18 protein-coding genes, 1 pseudogene and 1 riboswitch are annotated in these 18,482 nt (G+C 40.9%); of the genes and pseudogenes, 1 reads left to right on the top strand and 18 read right to left on the bottom strand.

Annotation, left to right across the window (positions count from 1 at the left end):
- Window positions 1-7: 7 nt before the first annotated feature.
- From CDO33_RS00800 to CDO33_RS00755, 10 genes are all read right to left on the bottom strand, one after another.
- Window positions 8-1,279 carry an S-layer homology domain-containing protein gene (locus CDO33_RS00800; protein ID WP_161496436.1) on the bottom strand — a complete coding sequence of 424 codons (1,272 nt, stop codon included), beginning with the start codon at window positions 1,277-1,279 and terminating at the stop codon, window positions 8-10.
- Window positions 1,280-1,377: 98 nt separating this feature from the next.
- Entirely contained in the window at window positions 1,378-2,076 is a 699-nt protein-coding gene (gene cpaB / locus CDO33_RS00795) for a Flp pilus assembly protein CpaB (RefSeq protein WP_103080353.1), read from the bottom strand.
- A gap of 14 nt (window positions 2,077-2,090) precedes the next feature.
- Entirely contained in the window at window positions 2,091-2,633 is a 543-nt protein-coding gene (locus tag CDO33_RS00790; RefSeq protein WP_103080354.1) for a hypothetical protein, read from the bottom strand.
- Window positions 2,634-3,008 carry a hypothetical protein gene (locus CDO33_RS00785; protein WP_133158678.1) on the bottom strand — a complete coding sequence of 125 codons (375 nt, stop codon included), beginning with the start codon at window positions 3,006-3,008 and terminating at the stop codon, window positions 2,634-2,636.
- A 207-nt stretch (window positions 3,009-3,215) separates the two neighbouring features.
- Complete coding sequence (locus CDO33_RS00780; protein ID WP_103080356.1) at window positions 3,216-3,449, bottom strand: hypothetical protein; 234 nt, start codon at window positions 3,447-3,449, stop codon at window positions 3,216-3,218.
- Between the two features lie 168 nt (window positions 3,450-3,617).
- Window positions 3,618-4,535, bottom strand: coding sequence for a hypothetical protein (locus CDO33_RS00775; protein WP_103080357.1), 918 nt, complete (start codon window positions 4,533-4,535; stop codon window positions 3,618-3,620).
- Window positions 4,536-4,553: 18 nt separating this feature from the next.
- Entirely contained in the window at window positions 4,554-5,549 is a 996-nt protein-coding gene (locus CDO33_RS00770; RefSeq protein ID WP_103080358.1) for a type II secretion system F family protein, read from the bottom strand.
- A 5-nt stretch (window positions 5,550-5,554) separates the two neighbouring features.
- On the bottom strand, window positions 5,555-6,823 hold the full coding sequence (locus CDO33_RS00765) for an ATPase, T2SS/T4P/T4SS family (RefSeq protein WP_103080359.1): 1,269 nt from the start codon (window positions 6,821-6,823) through the stop codon (window positions 5,555-5,557).
- A 37-nt stretch (window positions 6,824-6,860) separates the two neighbouring features.
- Window positions 6,861-8,582, bottom strand: coding sequence for a serine/threonine protein kinase (locus CDO33_RS00760; RefSeq protein ID WP_103080360.1), 1,722 nt, complete (start codon window positions 8,580-8,582; stop codon window positions 6,861-6,863).
- Window positions 8,583-8,915: 333 nt separating this feature from the next.
- Window positions 8,916-9,731, bottom strand: coding sequence for a radical SAM protein (locus tag CDO33_RS00755; RefSeq protein ID WP_242974833.1), 816 nt, complete (start codon window positions 9,729-9,731; stop codon window positions 8,916-8,918).
- 169 nt (window positions 9,732-9,900) lie between these two features.
- Here CDO33_RS00755 and CDO33_RS00750 point away from each other — a divergent pair, with 169 nt between their 5' ends.
- Window positions 9,901-10,089 (top strand): hypothetical protein, encoded by a 189-nt coding sequence (locus CDO33_RS00750; protein ID WP_103080361.1) that lies wholly within the window; start codon window positions 9,901-9,903, stop codon window positions 10,087-10,089.
- 48 nt (window positions 10,090-10,137) lie between these two features.
- Here CDO33_RS00750 and CDO33_RS00745 read toward each other — a convergent pair whose 3' ends face one another.
- The 8 genes and pseudogenes from CDO33_RS00745 to CDO33_RS00710 all read right to left on the bottom strand — a co-directional run bounded on the left by CDO33_RS00745 (window position 10,138) and on the right by CDO33_RS00710 (window position 18,468).
- Complete coding sequence (locus CDO33_RS00745) at window positions 10,138-11,076, bottom strand: magnesium transporter CorA family protein (protein ID WP_103080362.1); 939 nt, start codon at window positions 11,074-11,076, stop codon at window positions 10,138-10,140.
- A gap of 166 nt (window positions 11,077-11,242) precedes the next feature.
- A riboswitch (M-box (ykoK) riboswitch) is annotated at window positions 11,243-11,411 on the bottom strand.
- A 190-nt stretch (window positions 11,412-11,601) separates the two neighbouring features.
- Window positions 11,602-12,081 (bottom strand): flagellar protein FlgN, encoded by a 480-nt coding sequence (locus tag CDO33_RS00740; RefSeq protein ID WP_161496437.1) that lies wholly within the window; start codon window positions 12,079-12,081, stop codon window positions 11,602-11,604.
- Window positions 12,082-12,265: 184 nt separating this feature from the next.
- Window positions 12,266-12,646 (bottom strand): flagellar export chaperone FliS, encoded by a 381-nt coding sequence (gene fliS, locus CDO33_RS00735; protein ID WP_103080407.1) that lies wholly within the window; start codon window positions 12,644-12,646, stop codon window positions 12,266-12,268.
- A 28-nt stretch (window positions 12,647-12,674) separates the two neighbouring features.
- Entirely contained in the window at window positions 12,675-15,341 is a 2,667-nt protein-coding gene (fliD, locus tag CDO33_RS00730) for a flagellar filament capping protein FliD (RefSeq protein WP_161496438.1), read from the bottom strand.
- Between the two features lie 5 nt (window positions 15,342-15,346).
- Entirely contained in the window at window positions 15,347-15,733 is a 387-nt protein-coding gene (locus CDO33_RS00725; protein ID WP_103080365.1) for a flagellar protein FlaG, read from the bottom strand.
- 93 nt (window positions 15,734-15,826) lie between these two features.
- Window positions 15,827-16,684: a glucose-1-phosphate thymidylyltransferase RfbA gene (rfbA, locus tag CDO33_RS00720; protein ID WP_103080366.1), complete on the bottom strand. Its 858-nt coding sequence runs from the start codon at window positions 16,682-16,684 to the stop codon at window positions 15,827-15,829.
- Between the two features lie 5 nt (window positions 16,685-16,689).
- Window positions 16,690-17,481 (bottom strand): annotated as a pseudogene (locus CDO33_RS00715) (dTDP-glucose 4,6-dehydratase); the annotation flags it as partial.
- Between the two features lie 90 nt (window positions 17,482-17,571).
- Window positions 17,572-18,468, bottom strand: coding sequence for a transketolase family protein (locus CDO33_RS00710; RefSeq protein WP_202972409.1), 897 nt, complete (start codon window positions 18,466-18,468; stop codon window positions 17,572-17,574).
- Window positions 18,469-18,482 lie beyond the last annotated feature (14 nt).

Below are 18,482 nucleotides of genomic sequence, written 5' to 3'. Positions count from 1 at the left end.
ACCCACTTTACCACTCAGGATGTTTCTTTTTGAAATCTTCAAAGGACAGGCCGCCTCTGCATGTTATGGCTATTGTATAACCATTTCCTCCTATGCTGCCTCCGCCCCAAATGCTGATATATCTATCACCCAGCTTTACTTCCTTATTTATTTCCTTTCCGTTGGCTGAAAACACGGCATTTAATTCCTTAATAGCATCCTCATATTTGTCTTCAAATATATACTTGAACAGTTCCTTTAAAAATTCCATATGGTACTGCTTTGTTTCATTTGTGTCAAATATGTTCAATTCATATATCCAGTTTGCGGGATATATATTTATATCGTTTTTAATCCAAAGACTAAAATCTGTGCCAGTTACCGGATCTGTTTTCCTCTCCTGTTCATTCTTATAAAATCTATATATCCCTGCAGTTGAATATATGGTTTTATCTAAATACCCTTTAGATTTACTCAAAATTTTCTCTACAAAATTTATAGCTTTAACACCTTCATCCGTGCCAGCCGGATAACATATCTCACCGTATTTATCTATAAAATATTCGCCTTCCATCGGTTCAAACTCCGGCAGGGAGTCTGACTGCAAAAGCCTTATGGCTATGGTGCAAGCCTGGGCACGGGTAAGTTTTGCTTTAGGGTTGCAAAGGGCTGTATTGTCCAACACAAAATATCCCATTATGTATGCTTTCATAAAGTCGTCCTTGTATGCGTCCCCTATCTTTGCATAGTCCTTTACCCTGTTTCTCATTACATTTACATAGCCGACATTTTCTACTGCCGGACGGAACAAGGTTGCCGCCCTGTATATGATTTTGGCCGCCTGCTCCCTGGTGATAGGCTTGTTATAGTCGGTATACTCCTTTTCATCGATAAGCCTGTCCTTTTTGGCCTGCTCAATATATGGGGCCGCCCAATAGCCGCTCACCGGCTGAGATATTTTATGTCCCAGGGTCAATACTACCACCTTTAAAAAGGCTGCCACCGACATATCCCCTTCCGGGTCAAATTTGTTGTTGCCCACACCGGCAAGGATGCCCAACTTAGTAAGCTTGCCTATTTCCTGCCTTCCCCAGTGCTTGCTTATGTCAGTGAATTTGGCTATGCTGGCATCAATATCTTCCTGGGTCATTTTAGCCAGCTCATTTATTAACGGCTGCATCCGCATACCTGTTACCGTGCTGCTTTCATCTGCAGCAAATACATTTAAAGTCAATGAACTCAATATTGCAAATATGAGCAATATACCGGTTAATACCTTGAATTTTTTTTGCTTTATCATATACATCCTCCTCCATCAATGAACTAATTTCAGATTGCTTCAATCCATGAATCAAACAGGCAGCATCGCTTACCGGCGGTACCCCTCCACTTTCAACCTTATTTCCTCGATGGCCGCACAGATATCTCCAGCCTGCCATGGCTTTTTGCATAAGCCAAAAATGCATCCTGCTTGTCATCCACCTCAAAGCTCACATACCGAGGCACAATATCCCTTTTGCCGTTGGATAAAAGGTTTCCTCTTTCGTCTATAATTGCCGCTACCCGGATGTTGCTGAGCCTTACCACCTTGCTTTCATCATATCCATGCCGCGCCTGATTCTGGGAATCCTGGGGTGCTGAAGCCTGTGCCACGACAATGGTCGGTTCTTCGTCCGGCACATACAGTATATCTACATATTGGTCCACCAGAAGCCACCATCCATTGGCCTGATCGGGCTTAAATTCTACTGTAAACAGCCTGTTTTCGGCTTTTTTAAGCTCAATAGCCGGAATATCATCCACATAACCAATCCTGCTGGATAATATCATCTCGCCGCTTTCTATTGCCACTCTGGCCTTTTGCCCTACGACATCCTCCAACCTCCTGACAGCCAGTTTATGAGCATAACTTATATTCACGTTCTTTATTTCCACCATGTCGGCTGTTATTTCGTCTTGCGGCAAAATTTGCCTTTTAGCATACACCACCGGTATTTTTGGTTCAAAGTTAGATAAACTCCTGATTATCACAACCTCAGTTGCCACAAGCGCCACTATCGCCACTGCAACGATTAAAGCCATATATAGCCGCTTCATATAAGATATCCCCCCTATCTGTTTACAGGCAGTTCCGTATCCACATGAACCTTCAGTTCCACATATTCCTTCCCCATGAGTTGGAGCAAAACTGCTCTATACAGGGAAGGCCTTACAGGCACGCTTACACAGGTGTGAATTGTAGGCCGGTTCAGCAGCTTACCCTTCGAGCAGTTGATCGGAAAGCCCCCGGTATACAAGTGCAGTTCTTCTATGACCACATTACTTTCCGCAATTGAGCCTGGCAGTGGGGCAAGGTCGCTGTCAAGCTTCATATTCATCGCCAACAGCTCCCTATAAATGTCCATTGCTTCCGCGCTGTTAAAATCCACCGAAGCCATGCTGGCAGCCTGAAGGCTCATCGCATTATATACCGCCACATTCGTGATATCAAGAGCATCCTGTATCTGCTGCCCTTTTGCCATGGCTATGTACTTCTCCAATATTACAGAAGCCACCGGAAATATTGCAAACACCAATATGAAGGCAAAAAGCAGGACATCGGTTACAGCATCGCCTTTTTCCCTGCAGATTAAGATCCTCAGCCTATTTTTCATTCAGTTTACTACCTTTCTAACGGTTGTCGTTTTTTCATATATTGCTTTTTGCAACACCATGTTGCGTGTAAATATGTCAACCAGCTTTGGATACTCAAAATCAGCCTCAACACGCAGTGTAATCTTGCTTCCCTGGGCAGAGCCTCCGGTGACGGTAATCACAATATTTTTAAAACCATCCTCAGCCAGATCTTCCCGCAGCTTGTTTTTATCTTCCTCAGTAAGCCCAGCCTGCTGTTCAACAAGAAGCAATGCTTTTCTGCAGTCGCTGTTCATTTCGAACCGTGCATTGAGGGGTACGAAATATTCAATAATGCCTACGGCTATGGCAATCAAGAAAACAATTATAATGCCTGCAATGATAGGTCTTTCCATTCCCCCCATCCTCCTTTGCATATCATTCTTTCTCAAATAGTTCCTTTCTAAATCTATATGAGCGGAAATCCATATCTGAACCGCGAAGGTAATAAGTGATTTAACAGCCAAGCACAAATAAGGACTTTCCCACTTGAATTTTCGATTCGCAAAGCCCTTTCCCAACATGGGAGAGGGCCGCAAAAGAATGACAGCCCTCCTTCCGGATCAATAAGAGGTCGGGAAAAGCACTTTTGATATCGTATTGGTCCACCAGCTGGAAAGGCCAGTTACAATAGTAACAGCAAAGGCTTTCAGATTAGGCACGATGATAAACGCTGCAATTATCAGTCCTACGCATATCAATATCACGAGCTCGGTAAAGCTCTGCCCCCTTTCGTCTCTCCTAAGCTTGCGCACTTTGCTTTTAACAAGGTGCTTGACCTTAAAGCAATCAAACATTTTAATCCCTCCATTTTGATATGTTAATCTTTTATATATTTGCAATTAAGCTTTTATCAGATTTGGAACACCGCAATTTCATAGAGTTATTTGAACTGCAATTCACCTTTGCTGGAACACCAAAAATACTTCCGGCATCAAAAATAATCGGGGCCGTTCTCCACATATTCATCCTACGAAAATCTTTCCCACCGCATCAACAGCGTCATTTATCATGGGAATTGACAGCATTATTATGATGATCAAAGCATAGACAGCGGTGATCAAAGTCCTTTTTCTCCGGCATGCGTCCGTCTCCGCCTGTATGTAGTTGAAATATTGGCTGAACATGAGCTTTTCCTGCCTTTCCAGTATATCCTTGTTATCACCGGTTTCTATTCCCTGTTTCAAGGCTACACACAGGCTTTCCACTTCCTGTAGGGAATAATTGCTTTTAAACTCCTCCAGCGATGAGTTTATATCCAGAGTCCTGGCATAACGGGCTGCCAGCAGTATGAGGTTGTCCTGGAGCTTGCTGTCGTCCGCCACCTTGTAGACGGTCTTTATAGCATCCGTAACGCTCACCCCCGACGATATCTGGTTGTGGAGATATCGGTATATCTTGTAGGCGGAATATTTGAATTCATTTTCCAGCTTCTGTCTCATCCTTCGCATGCTGTAGTTCACCAGCAGAAATATCAGGACAGCACCGGAAACTGCCGGAAGCACTCTCGGGTAGTTCAGCAAAAGCCCAAGGATAAATACTATTACAGGCAAAACGTACCGCAGGAATATATACATAAAGGCAGCCAAATTGCTGTAATAACCGCATCTTTTAACTTCTGCCTTTGCTTTGCGAAACAATCGGGTAAAAAAATTATCCTTATTTGCTCTGCTGCCATATCTTTCAATATACTTCCTGACATACCCGGCATATCTCTGGTATGGACGTTTTTTCTCCCCCCGGCCCCCCAGAGCTTCAACCAGATGCCTGTTCAGTATGAGGTACAGCCTGGGAGCGATGATAATCGCCAATATTGCATCCAGAATCAGTATCATGGTAAAAATAGCACCTTGATTATGGATAGAAACGACAAGGTCCTTCAATGGCAGCTCACCCCCGGTTTAGTAATCAAATCTTGAAATCCTCAAGGATGATATGAAAGCAGTAAAATACATTATTGAAAATATTGTGATCAACGCCCTTCCCCTGGAGGTGGACAGATAAAACTGCATGACGTTGGGATTAAATTTCAGGAAAAAGTATGCTACCACAAGCACAGCTATCATGGTCCCATATATAAGGAATTTGTCCCTGTAGGAGGATATCTTGCGCCGTGTATACTCCTCTTCCAGCCTGTAAAACTCATCCTCCATATTGGTAAGCAGCTTCCTGATGTCTCCCCGGTGTTTTATGCTCTGCCTGATATTCAGTATGAAATCCCTGAACTGTTCGCTATCCACCTTCATTTGAAGCAATTCCAGGGCTTCCTGGACATCCAAGCCCCTTTTAACCTGTATAACTGCATCTTTTATATACGTTCTCAAAGGTTCCCCTAATCCGGAATCCGTAGACTTTTCAAAGGCATAAATTATGTCTTCCTTTACTGCGCACCAGCGGTTCAATGTACTTATAAAACTGGCAAGCTGCCTTCTCACCTTTTCTGAATTGTACCTGCCCCATATTTCCAGCACAAGGTATGGAAAGCATGCACACAGGCTGCAGATTATGAACGTGGATGGAAGAGAATACAATAGAGCATAAACAGGTTTGAAAGTTACAATGAACAGAGCCGCCGAGAGAATTGCCAGAGAATAGAAGTTTACAAAAGGTATATAGGTTCTGATGTTGGATTTGTCAATCAAGGTGAGCTCAATCCTGTCTATGATGCTCATCTTTATGCTTATGTTCTTTGAATATTTCTTTATTTGGTTTAACAGCCTTTTCTCATTGTAAATATCATTCATTTTGCTGATGCCATAGTCCAGGTATCCTTTAATGCCGCTCATATGTATATACGGTATCAAAAGCATAATCAACACTATGGTCAATAAAACCAGTAAGGCGAAAATTAATGAAAGACGTACATCACTTAATAATAATTTTATGAACTCTTTCAAAATGATTACCCCTTTTTCATCATTTTCTTCCCCAGTTTGCCACTGATTTCCCCGTGCTGCACAAATTCTCCCGATATCCTCTCCTCGTCTTCCTCAAGTATGTTGAAACCAAACAAGCAGGCTGTATTTATAGTATCCTTATGTTCGTCATAGCCAATAACCTCGATTACCTCAACCACCTTGAATTTTTTCAGAAGCACTACCACATCAATGCTGGAAGCCAGCATCCTCCTCAGAGTTTTCTCCGTATGATCCACATTGGCGCTTTTTATCAAAGTTATAAGTCTGTCAAATACATCCTCCGAAGACTGGGAGTGGGTGGTTGCCAATATTCTGTGCCCTGTAAGCCCAGCTTTAACAAATTCCCAGGCCTCGTCCCCTACAATCTCCCCGATGATATATGTGTCCAGGGACATGGTCAAGCCGTCTTTCACTAAATCTCTCAACGTTATCGCCTTGCCTCCCTCATTGTTCTTCTTTATTCTCTGCACAATGAAGTTGGGGTTATCAGGATAGATTTCCGAATCCGATTCGCATACCAGAACCCGCTCTTTAGAATCAAAGGATTTGGACAGCGCCCTCAAAAGTGTGGTCTTGCCTGCAGCACCTTTTCCGCAGAACACAATATTGGCGCTGGAACAAGCCAGCTCTTCAAAGAATGCCCTTAGCCTTCCATCCATCATGCCCTGTTGCTCCAACTCCTTCAAGCCGGGGCTCTCTTTTGGATGCTTTCTGATATTTATAGCAGGACCGGTGATATTTCTGGGCCGGATGGAAACATTTATCCTGAGGCGATTTTTCTCATCCGTCACCCGGCAGTGGCTGTCATTTTCATTTAATATCCCGCCATTTCTTATAGCAACCAGCTTGCAGAAACTATCAAATTGTTGTTCTGTGGAAAACTTCAGAGGAATCTCCTCTTTTATACCATTTCTCTTTACAGTGAAATAATCATACCGTATCCCGTCGATATCACTTATGCTCTCATCCTGAATATACTGCTCCAGATCCCAGTATCCGAACATATAATCAAAGACTTTTCTTATCAGCTCTTCCCTGCTGCTTCCTAAAAAGTACTTGTTTTTATCAATATTTCTGATAATTTCTTTTTCCAGCATCCTTTTATCGAGGTTTCCGGATTCCACTTCCACTACCAGCTGAGGTATTTCTCTCAATATATCAAAAGTGATTTTTTCTACCAGATCATTCACTGAGCTTTTTCCCGGGTGGACAATACTTTCATCACATTTGTTCAAGGTTTGAACTACCGGCATATTCTGCTTTCCTCCTAGTCTTTTGATTTCCTATGATTCAGGCATTCTCTGCCTTTCTCCTCATGGCAAATGCCTTCCTGAGCTTTCTCATTCCCAGAGTCAAGCTGTCCCTTATGGTGCCAAGCAATGTCCTTCTGGGTACGATATTGAACCTGGAAAGAATGTGGATATATTCGTTCCGGATTTTTTTATCCATGTTTTTGGCATACGTCGGCCTCATATTCCGGTAAACCTGGCGTTTCTGGCTGCAGCTCACCCAACCTATGTAATTTCCTTCTGTAAGCTCATTCATAATATCCTTCCTGAGGTCAGTCCGGCCGTTATATTCATAAGCGACAAACTTGGTCTTTTCCGGTGGAATGTTCTGTTTCTCTTTAAGATAGACAAGGTATCTGTTGATTTTTCTGACTGTGATTTTATCTGCCTTTACCGCAGCTATATTATAATCGGACTTACGAAGGGCTATGAGAGTAAAAGCATCATAAATAAAGCCGTTCGTTATAATGATCGTAATGTCAAAAAGCTCATAAGCTTTTTCAATCAGGGTATTTAAGCTCGCTTCACTATAATATTCAAAGTTGGAGAGGTTGTAATTGCCGGTTAGTATATAGAAATTCTTCAGTTTCTGTATCAATGACTCCAGGAACAGCTCCCTGGTTAAAATCTTCTTATCTGCCGCATCCATGCAGATGTTGAGACCGGTATTGTCCAGTGGTTCTTCAAAGGAACGGATATTTTTCGGATATTTTGGTACATTAAGATATTCGTCGGCGGTGGCGTTTAGGGTATCGAGATCCAGCAGCAGTACGTTCAGATTTGTGCAGCGGGCAGCCGTATAAGCCAACTCGCATGCGAATTCCGCATTGTCAAAAACCGTGATGATGAGTTTCTTGAAGCTGATGATCCTGCCTTCTGGCGCTGTGGAAAGTGTCACAGCATCTCCCAACCTCACTTCTGAGTTCCCCAGAAAGCTACTCCTTTGAGAACTTTCCAATTGCTCCAAGGCTGTATGGAGCTCCATAGCTTTTGAATATCTTTCAGATGGATTATACATGGTGCACTTGCTGATTATGCGTTCAATTCCCACAGAAAGGTCTTTATCAAAATATCTCACCGGCTTCAGTTCAAAAGATGGGTCCATTGGGCTGATACCGGTCAGCAGATGGAACATGGTTATGCCAAGGCTGTATATATCGCTGGCCACACTGGTCTGGCCCAGTCCATACTGTTCCGGAGCCGCATAACCTCTAGTTCCTATATAAACGGTATCGCTGCCGGCATCCTCCTTATACTCCCTGGCAATTCCAAAGTCAATCAATTTTATTTTTTCATCTTTTGTGAGCATGATGTTGGATGGTTTGATATCCCTGTATATGATGGGGTTTGGCTTAAAAGTATGGAGATAATTGAGAACATCACAGAGCTGTTTTGCCCAGTCGATTACTTTTGCTTCCGGGAATTTTCCCTCTCTTTTCAGGATTTCTTCCAGATTTTCTCCATCAATATAATCAACGATGAGATATATGGATTCTTCATCCTCCAATATGTCAAAAATTCTTGGAAGGGCAGGGTGATTTAGCTTTTTAAGAATATTAGGCTCTACAAACATATCGGTTTTAGATCCGGACTTTCTGGTAATTTCCTTGATTGCCCACAGTGTTCCCAGTCGTATGTTTTCCGCCAGGTACACCGTGCCCATCCCACCTTTTCCAAGAGTTGAGAGAATCCTGTAGTTACCTTCAAACAGTTTAGCATTCATATAAAACTACCATCCCAGCATTTATTCTACATTATTTATGTTAATTGCCTTATATGTAAATATTTATAAAATAGGGATCAGTATTATAATAACACATATTATCGTAAATTTCTACACTTTTTTCCATATTATAAAATATTTTTTTGTTTTTCTTTATATACATAAACTTCCTTCTTGGAGAATATTCACGAAAAATCAGCAGCTTAACCCCTGCTAATATTCCTTTAAAATAGCAAAGCCAGCTCTTTATTAGAATGCTGGCATCTTATGCTAATTATGGCACATGGCTAATAGGCAAGAAAAATAGACATAATAAGTAAAGTAAAAATCTGCTCAGAAATCAACACCTTCCAGGTTGAAATCGGGAATGTACTCCTCTTCAGCTGAATCCCGCTCCTGGATATAGCCATTGTCCAGGCCTATTTTAATGCAGTGGTTCACCACCATATCATACTCATACCTTGTAATCCTCCTATTTATTTCCGGATGCTTTTCTGCCTTATAATAAGGTGTATACTGGCTCATAAGGCTTATTAGAATATCCCCGGGAAGGTTTGCTTTTATCCAGTCCAAAATTTTAATGGATTGTTTCGCCATACCCGGCAATATCAGGTGGCGTATTATCATACCCTTTTTTAGCAGCCCGTTTTCATCAAAAACAACTCCCCCCACCTGCCTGTACATCTCTAAAATCGCTGCAGTAGCGACCTCAAAATAGTCGGAAGCTGCTGAATATTTTTTTGAAACTTCGGGATTGTAATATTTTAGATCCGGCAGGTATACGTTTATCATACCCTCCATCGTTCTTAAAGTTTCAACCTTCTCATACCCATTGGAATTGTAAACCACAGGAATCTTGAGCCCTTCAGCCTTTTGAAGAGCTTCCCTTATCTGTTTTACAAAATGTGTTGGATTTACAAGGTTTATATTATGGGCGCCTTTTTGCTGGAGGTTGATAAAAATCTGCGCCAGCTTGTCTGTAGTTATCTCTATTCCGAAATTCTCCTGGCTTATTTTATAATTCTGACAAAAAACGCATTTTAAATTGCATCCGGAAAAAAAGACGGTGCCCGAACCATTCACACCGCTTATGCAAGGTTCTTCCCACATGTGCAGATAGGCCTTGGAAACCACCGGCATTTCTCCCATGCAGCAAAAACCCGGATTTTTGCTTCTTTTGGCAGAGCAATTTCTGGGACATATATTGCAAGTCATATTTTCCTCCAAAAAGTCACTATACATAAACATACTTTACATTATATTTAAATAAAAATATAATAAGATTAAATGAGTTTATAGTCAAGAGAGGTATTTGCATATGAAAATCAGCGGAGTAACTTATGTATCCCGTAAGAAGCATAGATTTCGCAACTTTTTACTGACCCTGGCAATTCTAGCCCTGATAGCAATAATAGCAATTGTCATATATTCCTTCTTTTCCGGGCGGGATATAAGCGATGTTGTATCAGAGCTGATAAATAAAATATCCTTCAATTCAGGGGAGTGAATTAAAGGATATCTATCGGAAGTATAGCGTATAAAGGATATGGGCTTTTCAAAACATCTCCTTTTTTGATAGGATATATATTACCACCAGTGATACTGCCAGAGATATAAGCAACACATAGAAAAATCCCAGAGGATTAGACGCATACGGTACAGGGACGTTCATTCCAAAGAAGCTGGATATCATCGTAGGTACAGACAAAACTATCGTCACCGATGTCAGAAATTTCATCACGATATTCAGGTTGTTCGATATAACTGAGGCAAAAGCGTCCATCATGCCACTCAAAATGGAGCTGTATATATTTGCCATTTCAATAGCCTGCTTGTTTTCAATGATTACGTCCTCCAGCAAGTCTTGATCCTCTTCATACATTTTAAGATATTTTCCCCTTAATAACTTCTCCATCACAATTTCGTTGGATTTGAGAGATGTAGTAAAGAACACAAGGCTTTTTTCAAAGTCCAGAAGTTTCAGCAGTTCTTTATTTTTCATAGACTTATGAAGCGCTCTTTCCACATCGTCGGTCTTCTTGTTTATATGCCGCAGATAGGTGAGAAACTCCCTTGCTATCTCAAAAAGTATCTGGAATGTAAACCTCGTCTTTTTAAAAGTAAAGAATTCTTTTACCTTTTTACTCCTGAAAACCCTAAGGACAGTGTTTTCCTTCAGGCATATGGTAATAAAACAGTCCTCTGCCACAAGCAAACCCATAGGGATGGTTTCATATTTGAGCTCCTTATTCTCTTCATAAACATAAGGCACGTCTACAATAATCAGGGTCTGGTTGCCATCAACATCTATTCTGGGCTTTTCCTCTTCATCCAGCGGGTCCCTTAAAAAATTGGATGATACACCCAGGGAGCTCTGGATACGGTTCATTTCATCCTCCGTAGGAGCAACTAGATTTATCCAGCATCCTTTTTCAATATTTTCTATGCTATAGAGTTCCTGTCCATTTTCACTGCTTTTGAATATTTCCATCATACCCGGCACCCTCCTTTAAATGTGTAAAATTCTATATGTAAATCTTCTATTTGTACTCCTTATAGAATTTGCGCAATTTATCATATCTTATCTATTTTTCTATATAAAAACAAAAAACTTCCAGACGAGTGGAAGCTTAATATAATTAATATACATATTAATATATACGTTTCTTCCCTCGTTGAGCTTTAGCACTTTATAGCGTAGGTGTTAACCAACCAGCTACATTAAGCAAAACCTTAATCCGGCAGTGCCTGTTGACCCATTTGGCGTCTCTCGACGTTTCCGGGTAGCAGCATGTGTCTATAAAGGAGCCTCGCCTAACAAAGCATTTTTTATTTAATATTCTTATAAGCATCGGAACATAAAAAAGCAAGTTAATTCTTCATGTTTCGATGCAAATCTACATCTCAATAGTGTTTTTATTATATATCCGGCTTTATCCCATGTCAATAGAATTACCGGTTCCAAGAATCAATTTCGTGTTATATATTGCTTCGGCAATTATCCCGGCAAATTCATTTCTCACTTTCTGCTGTCCACAAAGAATGACGGCGGTGCTGCAACTACATTTTTTCCATATGCTGCATTTATAGTCTTACCCTGATTGAGCTTTTTTATTTGAGTTGACAGCCCATCCATCAACTTTTCAGCATTCTCAATGTTCCGGGATTCCAGCTTTCTTATTTCTTCCAGGAGCTCCATTATCCTCCCGACAGTATCCTTCAGTTCCTTTATGCCTGGAATGGAAGCATTATTGATTTCTTCGAGCCTCTCTACCTTCAATTCCTGCTTAAGCTGCTGGAAGCAGGAGGTAAACTCCTCATCAAGTTTGTCGATTTCCTCTATCTTAGTTTGCTTTTCTGCTATGAGTTTTTGCAGATTCTCAATCCCATCCTCTGTTATAGTCCCGGACTGGGCCCGGGTCAATTCCAGCATGTCCTGCAGGAGAGAATATTTTTTTGACGATAACTCTATCATTTTTCTTATACAAATATCCACCATATATAACTCCTTCCGGACATCAATAACGTCCCTGTGAAATTTAAGACCTCTAAAACAATATGAATCCATCTACTATTATATCAGATGGATTCACACATGAACTAAGCAATTTACAAGACTGCAAGGAAAGCGCCAACTCATTGCAGGCGACGAGAATTTTACTCTTGCGCTTTTGGAGGTATTACTATCTTCCGCGTTTCGCCAACTTCATTGCTTCCTGCCAGGTGTCGCGGAGCTCTTTCGCATATCCGAGGACTTCTTCCAATATGGCTTTGTCCTTCCTGATATTCGCATCCACCAGACGCCTGTACATGTACTCATAAATACTGTCGAAACTTTTGGAAATTTCATAGTTCATATCCAGAGTCGCTCTGAATTCCGTAATTATATCCTGGCATCTTATTAAGCAACCGTTAGCCTTCTTTATGTTTTTTTCCTCTATAGCATTAATCCCCTGCAATATAAACTTCACGAGCCCATTATAAAGCATGAGGGTCAATTCCTCAGGAGTCGCGGTAAAAACAGAATTTTCCTTGTACTGGGCATAGGGGTTATTTATCACTATTAGCACACCTCCGTATTATTGCTACATCTTAACCTTGCGAAAATTGGGCAGCCAGCCAGCTACTCTGGGAATACATCTTGTTCAGAGCATCTTCCATGGCTGCAAACATGTTGTAATAACTATTTTCTTTTTCGATCAACTTTATAGTCATCTCATAAATACTTTTATCATAGGATTTTATTTCCTTATATAAAAGGTTGGTATATTCAGACGAATCTCCTATCATTCCTGCCTTCTCCAGCAGTGCACCCTTTTGTCCGTTGCTGTTTCCAATAACCCTTATGTTATCCTGTATTATATCGGAAAGCCTCACAGCCAGGCCCGACTCCTTATACCTTTCAGACTTCTTTGAAGAGTCGGAAAGGGTATTGTAATAGGATATCCCAGAATCATCCTTGGCAAACAGCTGCACCACTTCATCAGGATTGTTGATTATGGCATTTTTAAGCTTCTGCTCATCGATCACCAGCTTGCCTCCGTCCTTATAGTTGCTGCTTGTAGTTATTCCTATGGAGCTGAGGTGCAAAGACAGTTTCGAATCGCTGTCAGAAGCGTCAGAATAGATAGCGTCATAAAGAGCTCTTCTCATGTTGTTTAAAATACTGCTCAATGTGCTGTCATTGCGCAGCAAACCTGACCTCGCCTTTTCCTCCCACAGCTTTATCTCATTTTCCGACATTTGAGCTTTCTGTTCAGAAGTAAGAGGTTCATAATCCCTGAATCTTTCTTCATTTAACTTGGTATTGATAAGCCCCACCAATTCATTGTATTTATCTACAAAGCCTTTTATCTTCTCAAATAACTCATCGGGATTGGAGGATACCGTGACGGTTGCACTGATTGGGTCGGCACCACTGGCCATTTCCTGCAGCTTATATGTCACTCCTTCGATGGTGAATTCGTTGGTGGAGCGCTCCACATCCACTCCATCTATAGTAAGGCTGGCATTGGTACCTCTGGTAATACTTCCTCCCTGATCCGTTGTAGTTGTTATGCCAAGGGCTTTAAAGAAGTTGCCCCCATCACCGTCGGTATTGTCCTCATTGTCAATAACGGCAGCACTTCCTGTGTTTTTGGATTGGATGGCAAAACGGTTGTTTACCGTATCATACCTTATTGTAACCCCAGCGCTGCTGCTGTTGATTCTTGATATTATGCTGCTCAACGTATCCGTTTTGGATACTGTAAACTCCTCGCCGTTTATTGTGAAAGACAGTTCATCATCTGTTCCAAAATTAAAATTCTCAGCTAAAATCCCACTTTTGTTTATATTCTCAAGGGTATCGTTCAGGTTTATCCTGTTGCTGCTAGTCTGGGATGAGCTAAACCCTAAAGCGGACCTGACATCCTCAGCCTCCACAGTGATCTGCTTTACAGCATTTTGATCTGTAGAAACAAAGCTGATCTTTCCATCTGTAATTCGCACTTCAACTCCGGATACTCCGGATACTTTGTCACTTATCTGGCTTTGTATTGCAGCTTGCAAATCAGAGAAATCGGTATAATCGCCGTCCAAATAAATGTTTACAGTTTTGACAGTAGTACCGTCATCAACCTTTATATTGAAACTCTTATATGCATCGGAAGCGCTGATATTAACAGAACCCGACAGGTTGCTAATGGACGTTCCTGAGCTTATGCCAATCTTTGATAAAAGATCGGCATCGGAATTGTCGCTGCTTTGAAGCTTAATCGTCTGGGACGAATCAATGGCTACAAACTTCAACTTGTCAGATTCAGATGAACCGGAGTCTTTTATCACCCTGACATATTTACCAAGATTGCTGGTCTTTCCGTCAACTTTGACTTCTGTTCCAATGAGAGCGTCGTTTATACTATTGATAAGTTCGTCAATACTATTGACCTCTGCATTAATTTTTACGGTAACCGCAGTACCGGAGCCTATTTGTACTTTGAACTCCCTATCCTTAAACTCCGTTCCGCTGAAATCCGTTATAGCACCGCTGGTAATCGCATTACTCTTTCCATTTACCAGTCCCAGTACTGACAGGTAACTGTCCGTAGCATTTCCTATGCTTAAGGAACTGCTTTTGAGAGCCGGTGTAAATACTAATGCGCCGGGATTATTCTTGTCTTCTTCCACTTTTATTTTACCTGCTCCAAAAGCATCATCTATCAGCTTCTGCAGGCCGCTTGTCCCGTCTCCCGCCAGTTCTGATACCGTGCCTGAAGAATAATCCTTGTCCAATGTAATGGTTTTTGTAACTCCATCCAAGGTGATGGTAAACTGTTTTCCCTTCTTCATCTTGGTCATATCTACTGCCGAAGCACCTTTTAATGAAGCTGGCATTGAAGCTCCGTTTTTTGTCGCAGCAGAAGCGGTCGATTTCACTGTAATCTGGCGCACACCTGTAGTAGCTCCACTTCCTGCCGTAACTGATATGGCTGAATTGGAAGATACTGCTTTATATGCAGTAAAAGCGCTGGCAGAAGTAAAGTTGGTAGCAGGCTTAGCTATGTTGAAATATGTATCATAAAACTCCCTCATTTTGTTGGTTATAGATCTATAGTCTTCCATCATCCACGTTTTCAACTGCCTGCTCTTGACAAGCTTGTCCATTTTCAGCCTTTCAACCTTCATAAGCTGCTGTACCATGCTCTCGACATCTAAACCGCTGGTTCCTGTCATCCTGAACCTGTTGCTCATCGCATTGATATAACTGTTGGTAGCCATGCCCATCATCTCCTTTCATCCACGATAATTCCGGCAAGCTCCCATAGCTTAGCTACGAGGTCAAGGATTTTTTCAGGAGGTATTTCCCTGATTACCTCATTGCTTTCCGTATTTATAACCTTTACCATGATATCGTTGGTCTTTTCATGCACTGAAACCTCAAATTTGCGGTTGGTGCCTGCCAAGGATTTATTAGCCCTTTCAATGGCATCAATCAGTACCTTTTCAGCCACAGGCATCGTCATTTTATCAAATTCCGTCAAGCTTGATATGCTTTTGTTCTCCAGCAAATCGCCTTTTTTTTGCACTGTATTGGTATTAGCTTTTGCAACTGCAGTAACATCCGTGTTTGTCTTTATCATAGAAGCGGCATCCATGCCATTTATTTGCATACTTATCCCTCCATATAGCGTGCTAATAAATATATCGGATTGAAGGTAGAATATGTTTACATACATTTGACATCGGTACTTCCTAAATAAATCCTATAATCTCATTAAATACTGTCCATATTCAGTCTTGATTAATGGCTTCGCTAGTGTATGTAGCTGCTCTTTTGTTATAAACCTATTCCTGTATGCTATTTCTTCTATACAAGCAACATAAAGGCCTTGTCTTTTTTGAACCGTTTGGACAAAATTGCTGGCTTCCAGTAAGGAATCATGAGTTCCGGTATCAAGCCATGCAAAGCCTCTTCCTAATATTTGCATATTTAAGCAGCCTCTCCTGAGATATTCCCTGTTGACGTCTGTAATCTCCAATTCTCCTCTCGGCGATGGCTTCAGGTTTCTGGCAATCTGAACTACATTATTATCATAGAAATAAAGTCCCGGCACAGCGTAGTTGGACTTAGGTTTCTCAGGCTTTTCTTCAATGGATAGCACATGTCCCTCTTCATCAAATTCCACCACTCCATATGCTTTCGGATTGTTTACATAATATCCAAATATGCACGCACCTTCGCGCAAGAGAGAAATTTCCTGTAGTATGCCAGAAAAGCCATGGCCATAAAAAACGTTATCTCCCAATATCAAAGCAACTGAGTCATTTCCTATAAACTTCTCTCCAACAATAAACGCTTCTGCGATCCCATTTGGTTGAGCTTGTGCTTCATAGGAAAAGGACATTCCCAATTGACTTCCATCACCAAAAAGCTCCTTATATAACGGTAAATCCCTCGGTGTTGAAATAATCAATATTTCCCTTATATTTGCAAGCATCAAAACAGATAGGGGATAGTAGATCATCGGTTTATCATAAATCGGCACTATCTGCTTGCTTATGGGTTTGGTTATTGGGTATAGGCGTGTTCCGCTGCCCCCTGCTAATATGATCCCCCTCAAAATACCTACTCCCTTTCCCTATTAGGGTACATTTTACTGTAATATTTCTCATATTCTCCAGAAGTTACTTCATTTAACCACTTACTATTTTCCAGATACCATTTTATAGTCGCAATAATTCCTTCTTCAAAGGATGTCTCAGGTTCCCAGCCTAATTGGGCTTTAATCTTTGACGGATCAATTGCATACCTTCTGTCATGACCTTTTCTGTCCTTTACATACCTGATCCTGTTTTCTCCAAGAGAACTCTTACATTCATCACCATCTTCCAGCAAATCCTTCAGAGTATTAATAATTGTCTTTACTATCTCAATGTTGGTTTTTTCACTTTTACCACCAATATTATAAATCTCCCCTATTTGACCATTGTTTACAACCAAATCAATAGCACGACAATGATCTTTGACATAAATCCAGTCTCTGATATTTTTCCCATCTCCATAAATAGGCAGGTCTTTTCCATTAAGACAATTGTTAATCATTAAAGGTATCAGCTTCTCAGGAAACTGATACGGTCCATAGTTATTAGAGCATCTTGTTATATTTATCGGCATTCCGTAGGTATCATAATAGGATTTTACCAGCATATCTGCAGAAGCTTTGCTTGCAGAATAAGGATTTCTAGGGTCCAATGGAGTTGTTTCGGTAAAGTATCCGGTTTCTCCCAAAGAGCCATATACTTCATCGGTAGAAACCTGAACAAACTTCTTTCCCTCTGCCCAGATATCGTTTTCCAGCCAGGCTTTTTTTGCTGCTTCCAATAATGTGTAAGTTCCTTCAATATTCGTACTGATAAATTCCTTACTATTCAGTTTATCATCCAAAACCCTTTAATTTCATAGCCTAGTGGACTATGATTTCCGATTAATATTGTCATATCGATATTATCACTTATCTGCCAAAAAGCCTATTAATTCACAAAATATCTTATCAGTGCACAAACCAAAGTGCTCCCTTAAGACTCTATGCCCTCCAACGCAATGTGAATAACAATCTTTAATAGCTATTCGTTTGAATTTCACTTTACAATTTAATTCTGCTATAACCTCAGCTACTGCACTACCAAATCCACCAATAATGCTGTGTTCTTCAAGAGTCACTATAGAGAGATCTCTCTCTACTAATTGCATAATATACTCAACATCTAAAGGTTTTACTACAGGCATACTCGCTAACTCTATGCTTAGTCCAACCTCCCTGAGCCTCTTACTTAATTCGAATCCGATTTCAAGCATATTGCTGGTAGTTAATATTGCAAGAGTATCTCCTTTCAGTAATGGTATTGCCTTACCAAATTCACATCCTATTTTTTGCTGGTGAATATTTGATTCACCACTCTTACCAAGCCTTATATACATAGGTCCATTATACATTACACTTTTATTCATTACCCACTCCACTTCTAAAGGATCTCCAGGGCAACATACTGTCATATTGGGAAGAACTCTCATAATAGCAATATCCTCTATAGCGTGATGGGTAGCGCCTGCCGAACCATAAGATAATCCTGCTCCTACTCCCACAATTCTTACGTTTGTATTCATATATGCTACATCGACTCTTATTTGCTCGTAACATCTCATTGTCATAAAAGGTATTATACTGTATACGTATACAAGTCTTCCTGATAATGCTAATCCGGAAGCAATGCCAATTGCATTTTGCTCAGCAATTCCTACATTCAAAAATTTGTCGGGAAACTCTTCTGCAAAAGTATCAAACACCGAGTAACCCAAATCAGGGGTAATAACAAAAATCCTATCATCCTTTTTTGCCTGCTTCATAAGGCATCTAACAA

It is taken from the genome of Clostridium thermosuccinogenes, from assembly GCF_002896855.1.
GTDB classification, from domain to species: Bacteria; Bacillota; Clostridia; order Acetivibrionales; family DSM-5807; genus Pseudoclostridium; species Pseudoclostridium thermosuccinogenes.
The sequence above is the reverse complement of the archived record's forward strand: the minus strand, read 5'-3'. Positions and strand labels throughout refer to the sequence as shown.

Coding starts and splice junctions, on each gene's coding strand:
- CDO33_RS00780 (WP_103080356.1), bottom strand. CDS start 3,449: ATGTTTGATTGCTTTAAGGTCAAGCACCTTGTTAAAAGCAAAGTGCGC.
- CDO33_RS00755 (WP_242974833.1), bottom strand. CDS start 9,731: ATGGGAGAAATGCCGGTGGTTTCCAAGGCCTATCTGCACATGTGGGAA.
- CDO33_RS00790 (WP_103080354.1), bottom strand. CDS start 2,633: ATGAAAAATAGGCTGAGGATCTTAATCTGCAGGGAAAAAGGCGATGCT.
- CDO33_RS00785 (WP_133158678.1), bottom strand. CDS start 3,008: ATGGAAAGACCTATCATTGCAGGCATTATAATTGTTTTCTTGATTGCC.
- CDO33_RS00740 (WP_161496437.1), bottom strand. CDS start 12,081: ATGGTGGATATTTGTATAAGAAAAATGATAGAGTTATCGTCAAAAAAA.
- CDO33_RS00765 (WP_103080359.1), bottom strand. CDS start 6,823: ATGCCGGTAGTTCAAACCTTGAACAAATGTGATGAAAGTATTGTCCAC.
- CDO33_RS00800 (WP_161496436.1), bottom strand. CDS start 1,279: ATGATAAAGCAAAAAAAATTCAAGGTATTAACCGGTATATTGCTCATA.
- cpaB (WP_103080353.1), bottom strand. CDS start 2,076: ATGAAGCGGCTATATATGGCTTTAATCGTTGCAGTGGCGATAGTGGCG.
- fliD (WP_161496438.1), bottom strand. CDS start 15,341: ATGGCTACCAACAGTTATATCAATGCGATGAGCAACAGGTTCAGGATG.
- CDO33_RS00745 (WP_103080362.1), bottom strand. CDS start 11,076: ATGATGGAAATATTCAAAAGCAGTGAAAATGGACAGGAACTCTATAGC.
- CDO33_RS00725 (WP_103080365.1), bottom strand. CDS start 15,733: ATGCAAATAAATGGCATGGATGCCGCTTCTATGATAAAGACAAACACG.
- CDO33_RS00760 (WP_103080360.1), bottom strand. CDS start 8,582: ATGAATGCTAAACTGTTTGAAGGTAACTACAGGATTCTCTCAACTCTT.
- CDO33_RS00750 (WP_103080361.1), top strand. CDS start 9,901: ATGAAAATCAGCGGAGTAACTTATGTATCCCGTAAGAAGCATAGATTT.
- CDO33_RS00710 (WP_202972409.1), bottom strand. CDS start 18,468: ATGAAGCAGGCAAAAAAGGATGATAGGATTTTTGTTATTACCCCTGAT.